The sequence below is a fragment of the Glutamicibacter sp. AGC46 genome, assembly GCF_053543715.1.
In genome coordinates, this window is sequence record NZ_JBLVOJ010000018.1 from 1 (window position 1) to 5,158 (window position 5,158).

Sequence of the window (5,158 nt, forward strand, 5' to 3'; positions counted from 1 at the left end):
GATGAGATTTCCATGCACCTTGAGTGTGAGAGGCCCCCAGCTAGACCACTGGGTTGATAGGCAGGATGTGGAAGCAAGGACTAAAGACTTGTGTAGCTGACCTGTACTAATAGGCCGATGACTTTCAACACACAATAAAACAATATTTGAACTGATGATTTCAATGCTGTTCGCGTTCACTATGCGGTTACGAGACAACAACCTCTAGCCAGCAAATACAAGATGAGTTACAAGACTTTGTAGCACCGGAAAACATTGACCAGGAAACGTTTTGGTTTGTGTGCTTCGTGATTGTTACGGCGGTCATAGCGTGGGGGAAACGCCCGGTCCCATACCGAACCCGGAAGCTAAGGCCCACTGCGCCGATGGTACTGCACTCGTGAGGGTGTGGGAGAGTAGGTCACCGCCGGACTTAACTTGAGTAGATGGTTTGAGGCCCTGGTACCGTTTGGTGCCGGGGCCTCACCTGTTTAACGGGAAGGGGAGGGGGAATTGGGCAGCTGGTGCTGCCTGGTTCCTCCTCCCCTCCTGCTTTAACGAGCAGTGCGTCCAGGGTATTTGTGTTGGCCAAGGTTGCCGGCGAGCTCAGTTGCTTGCACCGGATGACGAGGGCCAGGTTACCCGAGAATTATTCACTGGAGTTCTTATCCAAATTGAAGATCAGGTTGTCGGCCCAGCCAGCCATGCTGAGCCATATTTGTTCCCTGACGGGTATCGACTAAAAATGCCAGCTGGTCGACTGCGTAATTTGAGTTTCAGGCACCAAGGCGACAGCTCCGTTTCGGAAGACGATTCCCGCAGTTGCACCACATTCACCTGCCGGCGTGCAATGGTGAGAGCAACTGGCAACCATAGGTCTCGGCGTAAGGGGATTCGACCGACCAAGGGAACCAAGACTGCGAGAATTCACCGGGTCAGGCCAATGAACGTCATTGTGGACCTCGTCTTGGAAAGCCTTGAAAGCAATAGATACTGTCATCCACCGCCTGAAGGCACCGGTGTCATGTTTCTGAAGACGCGGACGCTTACGGACAGTAGATGCTTTCATGCCGGGATGTGTACTTCTATCGACAGCTCGCGAGTGGTCGAAATTCCAGAATGCCCATCACGCTGTCCCGAGATACCCGTTGGAAGAATTGCCGTCCGGTATCTCAGCTTCTTTTCACCAAGAGTCTGAGGTACCGGACTATCTTGTCTTTTTCCCCGCTCCAAGATGCGTGTGACTGCGATTACATGGATGTCGGGGTTGAAGCACACCATGAAAAGTGAGCGGCAAACCTCTGATGCAGTTAGGAATATCGGAGGAGCAGCATGCGTACTAGCCAGACAAGTCAAAACTTGAAACGTGGTTTAAGCACACGGCACATCAGGTTTATCGCTCTAGGGTCTGCTATTGGCACAGGCTTGTTCTATGGTTCCGCAAGCGCCATTCAAATGGCTGGGCCAGCGGTGCTGTTGGCATACATACTCGGTGGGGCAGTGGTGTTCATGGTGATGCGTGCGTTGGGAGAAATGGCAGTCCGCAATCCGACCTCCGGCTCATTCGGAAGCTATGCCACTGAATTCGTTGGACGCTTTGCTGGCTTTGCAACCGGGTGGACCTACACGTTTGAAATGTTTGTGGTGGCCCTGGCTGACGTGACGGCTTTTGGCGTATATATGGGTTTCTGGTTTCCCAACGTCGAACGATGGATCTGGATCCTGGCAGTTGTTTTCTTAATTGCCGCCGTGAACCTGCTCTCGGTCAAAGTCTTCGGCGAACTGGAATTTTGGTTCTCCTTGATCAAGGTCGTCGCTATCATGGCAATGATCGCTGGTGGCGTTCTCGTAATCGTCTTCGGGTTGGGCAACCAAAGCGAAGGAGCTGCAGGTCTATCCAATCTCTTTGCTGGCGACGGCTTCATGCCGCATGGTGTCTGGGGCATTCTCGCTTCCCTGACCATTGTCATGTTTGCCTTCGGCGGCACCGAAGTGATCGGCATTACCGCTGGTGAAGCGCAAAACCCGCGTAAAGTCATTCCGCAGGCAATTAACTCTGTGCCAGTGCGCATCTTGCTGTTCTACGTACTCACGCTCGGTGTCATCATGTGCATTCAGCCGTGGAACACGATTGATGGTAGTGAAAGTCCATTCGTTTCGATCTTCTCCAGCATCGGCTTCTCGTCAGCAGCAAATGTCCTGAACTTCATCGTCATCACTGCGGCACTCTCAGCAATCAACGCAGACATCTTCGGCGCGGGACGCATGATTCACGGTATGGCCAAACAAGGCCAGGCGCCACAGGTATTCACGAAGACCACGGCTAACGGGGTCCCATGGGTGACTTCACTATCGATGATCGGCGCATTGCTTATTGGTGTAGTGCTGAACATCTGGTTCGAAGATGAGATCTTCTTCCTCATTGCTGCATTGGCTACTTTCGCCACCGTCGTTGTTTGGTCGATGATCCTGATCTCTCATATTCGGATGAAGCACCGGATAGACAGAGATAATCTTGAACCATCTGCATTCCCAGTTCCGCTTTGGCCAGTGGGTAGCTACTTGGCGCTGGCCTTCATGATCTTCGTGATCATCTTAATCGGCATTATTCCGGATACGCGTAGTGCACTCATTACCGGTCTAATCTGGGTGGCAATCCTGGGCGTCTGTTATCGACTATTAGTCAGAGGAAAAGCTCTTCCAGCAGAAATCCAAGCAGCGCAATCGAAAGAAAATGCAGCAGCTGAACGGTCTTAGCCCGATAAATAATAGGGCAATGACGTATGCCGGCCCCGGACTGGCTGGCCATGAGGGTGCAAACGCAGTTTTGAACCGAGCTACTAGTAAATTGCCAAGTCATCAAGTTCGGCAAAGACCCTCAAAAGCCGTAGTCTCAGGTAAATACTTGCACGCAACGATCCGTGGAGATAAAGATGGCCGCTTCCCATGCCGGATTTCTAGATGCCCTCAGCGCGGCATTACCAGAGAATGCCATTGAAACAGCGGGCCCGCTGCTTCGAGAAAACTCTAGAGACTTCGGTCAGTTGTCGGGGGATCCCATTGAACCGCTGGCCGTGGTTTTCGCCAGTTCCGTAGCGGATGTACAACACGTTCTACGCTTGGCTAGCGAATACAAGGTACCGGTCATTAGCCGCGGTGCCGGCACAGGTGTTTCTGGTGGTGTACACGTACTAGGTGATGCCGTCGTCTTGAACTTGAGCAAGATGAATAGAATCCTAGAGATCCGCCCGGAAGATGAGGTCGCTGTGGTTGAACCTGGCGTCATCAATCATCAGCTGAACGAAGCCGTTTCCGAATTCGGCCTCATGTACGCCCCGGATCCTGCTAGCTACAAGATGTCTACAATTGGCGGCAACATCGCAACCAACGCGGGAGGCCTGCGGTGCGCGAAGTATGGCGTGACCCGAGAAGCAGTGCTCTCCCTAGACGTAGTATTGGCAGACGGCCGACTAATCCGCGTTGGCAAGAATACGTTTAAGGGTGTAGCAGGGTATGATCTCGCCGCACTTTTCACAGGGTCAGAGGGCACGCTGGGCGTTGTCGTTCGCGCAGTTCTCCGATTGCGCTATCTCCCGGTAGACGAGCGAGACATAGCTCTATTGTTCCCCAGCCTGGAAGAAGCAGTCGAGGGCGTTCAACTGATTGCCAAAGCCAGAATTCAGCCTGCCATTTTGGAACTCATTGATCATTCGACTCTGCTCATTCTTGATGAACAGTACTCGACGAATTACGCAGGTCACGGCGGTGCCATGCTCTTGGCTCGACTGGATGGCTATGGCGCCGAGCGTGAAGAAACCGCGCTCCGCAGTGTTTTCGCAGACCGCAATGCCCAGCTGAGCAATTCGGCAGATCCGAGTGCTACGCAACTGATCGAAATGCGCCGAACCAGCCGGGGTGATACTAAAGACGATGCTTACCGGACTGGAGAGGATGTCGCGATTCCGAAAAGCAAGATGCTTGAATACGTGCACCGCGTTCAACGGGCTGCGCGGGACGAAAACGTAAACATGCGGATGATTTCGCATGTAGGGGATGGCAATCTGCATCCGACGTTTTCTGTAGAACCGGAAGACGGCAACGAGCCACTAGCGAGGCTTGACCGTGCAGTTGAAAGCTCCGTACGTATTGCACTGGAACTGGGCGGCACAATTACTGGCGAACACGGTGTCGGGCTGATCAAAAAAGATTGGTTGCAATGGGAACAAGCAACAGAAGTGATCGAACTCCAACAGCAGATCAAGAACCTTTTGGACCCGTTGAATATCTTGAATCCTGGGAAAGCTATCTAATGGTCTTAAGCTGCGAGGCCCGGCTAAGGACTTGGCGGCAAAGAAAAGAGTAGCTATGCCGGGCATTGATGAGAATTCTGCAGGGTGTATAGTGAAATGGTTGTAACCACGGGATATAGCGCAGCTTGGTAGCGCGCGTCGTTCGGGACGACGAGGTCGCAGGTTCGAATCCTGTTATCCCGACACACAGCTAAGGGGGAACTTCGGTTCCCTCTTTTGCATTAAGCAGTCGTCTCAGCACGCAGTGACAGGTCAAGTGGACCTGCCTCCTTCGGCGGCAATTTATCGGCTGACGTGTAGCGAAGCTCAGGTCTGTTACAGGCATTTCAATAAACGAGCTGCAGATCACTCGAGGATATTGCCCCAGGATGTGCGATCCGTGAATTTTTTAGGTATAGTTATATCTCGTGCTAAGGCGTTCAGCGCAGATCAGCTTCGGCTGCTGAAGCAAATGAATACCAAGTCACATTGGGATATGGTGTAATTGGCAACACAACGGTTTCTGGTTCCGTCATTCTAGGTTCGAGTCCTGGTATCCCAGCGCTTCACCAAAGAGATTTGGTGAGCTGAAGATTAATCTTCAGCATACGGCCCCATCGTATAGCGGCCTAGTACTCCGCCCTCTCACGGCGGCAACACGGGTTCGAATCCCGTTGGGGTCACCAAAGCAAAAATCGCGAAACTTATGTTTCGCGATTTTTTTATGCCCAAAAACCGAGGATTCTACGGAACCGACAGCGGCTTCCGCTGATACCTCCTTAAGCAGGGTAATCCGTCAGTAATGTAACGGCGCAGAGTTGCAGGTCTAGCGCGGGTGAGGGGAAACTGCCCGTTGAGCCCGTTGAGCCCGTTGAGCCCGTTGAGCCCGT

2 protein-coding genes, 3 tRNA genes and 2 rRNA genes are annotated in these 5,158 nt (G+C 52.6%); all 7 read left to right on the top strand.

Going from position 1 to position 5,158, the window contains the following annotated elements; genetic code table 11:
• Window positions 1-131 (top strand): 23S ribosomal RNA (locus tag ACNPM8_RS11315); the annotation flags it as partial.
• A gap of 164 nt (window positions 132-295) precedes the next feature.
• Window positions 296-412: ribosomal RNA gene (rrf, locus tag ACNPM8_RS11320) — 5S ribosomal RNA — on the top strand.
• Window positions 413-1,311: 899 nt separating this feature from the next.
• On the top strand, window positions 1,312-2,736 hold the full coding sequence (locus ACNPM8_RS11325) for an amino acid permease (RefSeq protein WP_448939857.1): 1,425 nt from the start codon (window positions 1,312-1,314) through the stop codon (window positions 2,734-2,736).
• Window positions 2,737-2,912: 176 nt separating this feature from the next.
• Window positions 2,913-4,289: an FAD-binding oxidoreductase gene (locus ACNPM8_RS11330; protein ID WP_332504510.1), complete on the top strand. Its 1,377-nt coding sequence runs from the start codon at window positions 2,913-2,915 to the stop codon at window positions 4,287-4,289.
• Window positions 4,290-4,398: 109 nt separating this feature from the next.
• A tRNA-Pro gene (locus ACNPM8_RS11335) sits at window positions 4,399-4,472 on the top strand.
• Between the two features lie 286 nt (window positions 4,473-4,758).
• A tRNA-Gln gene (locus ACNPM8_RS11340) sits at window positions 4,759-4,830 on the top strand.
• 48 nt (window positions 4,831-4,878) lie between these two features.
• A tRNA-Glu gene (locus ACNPM8_RS11345) sits at window positions 4,879-4,954 on the top strand.
• Window positions 4,955-5,158 lie beyond the last annotated feature (204 nt).

What these genes read in the sequence shown, in the direction of transcription:
- ACNPM8_RS11325 (WP_448939857.1), top strand. Translation starts at nt 1,312, where the DNA reads ATGCGTACTAGCCAGACAAGTCAAAACTTGAAACGTGGTTTAAGCACA.
- ACNPM8_RS11330 (WP_332504510.1), top strand. Translation starts at nt 2,913, where the DNA reads ATGGCCGCTTCCCATGCCGGATTTCTAGATGCCCTCAGCGCGGCATTA.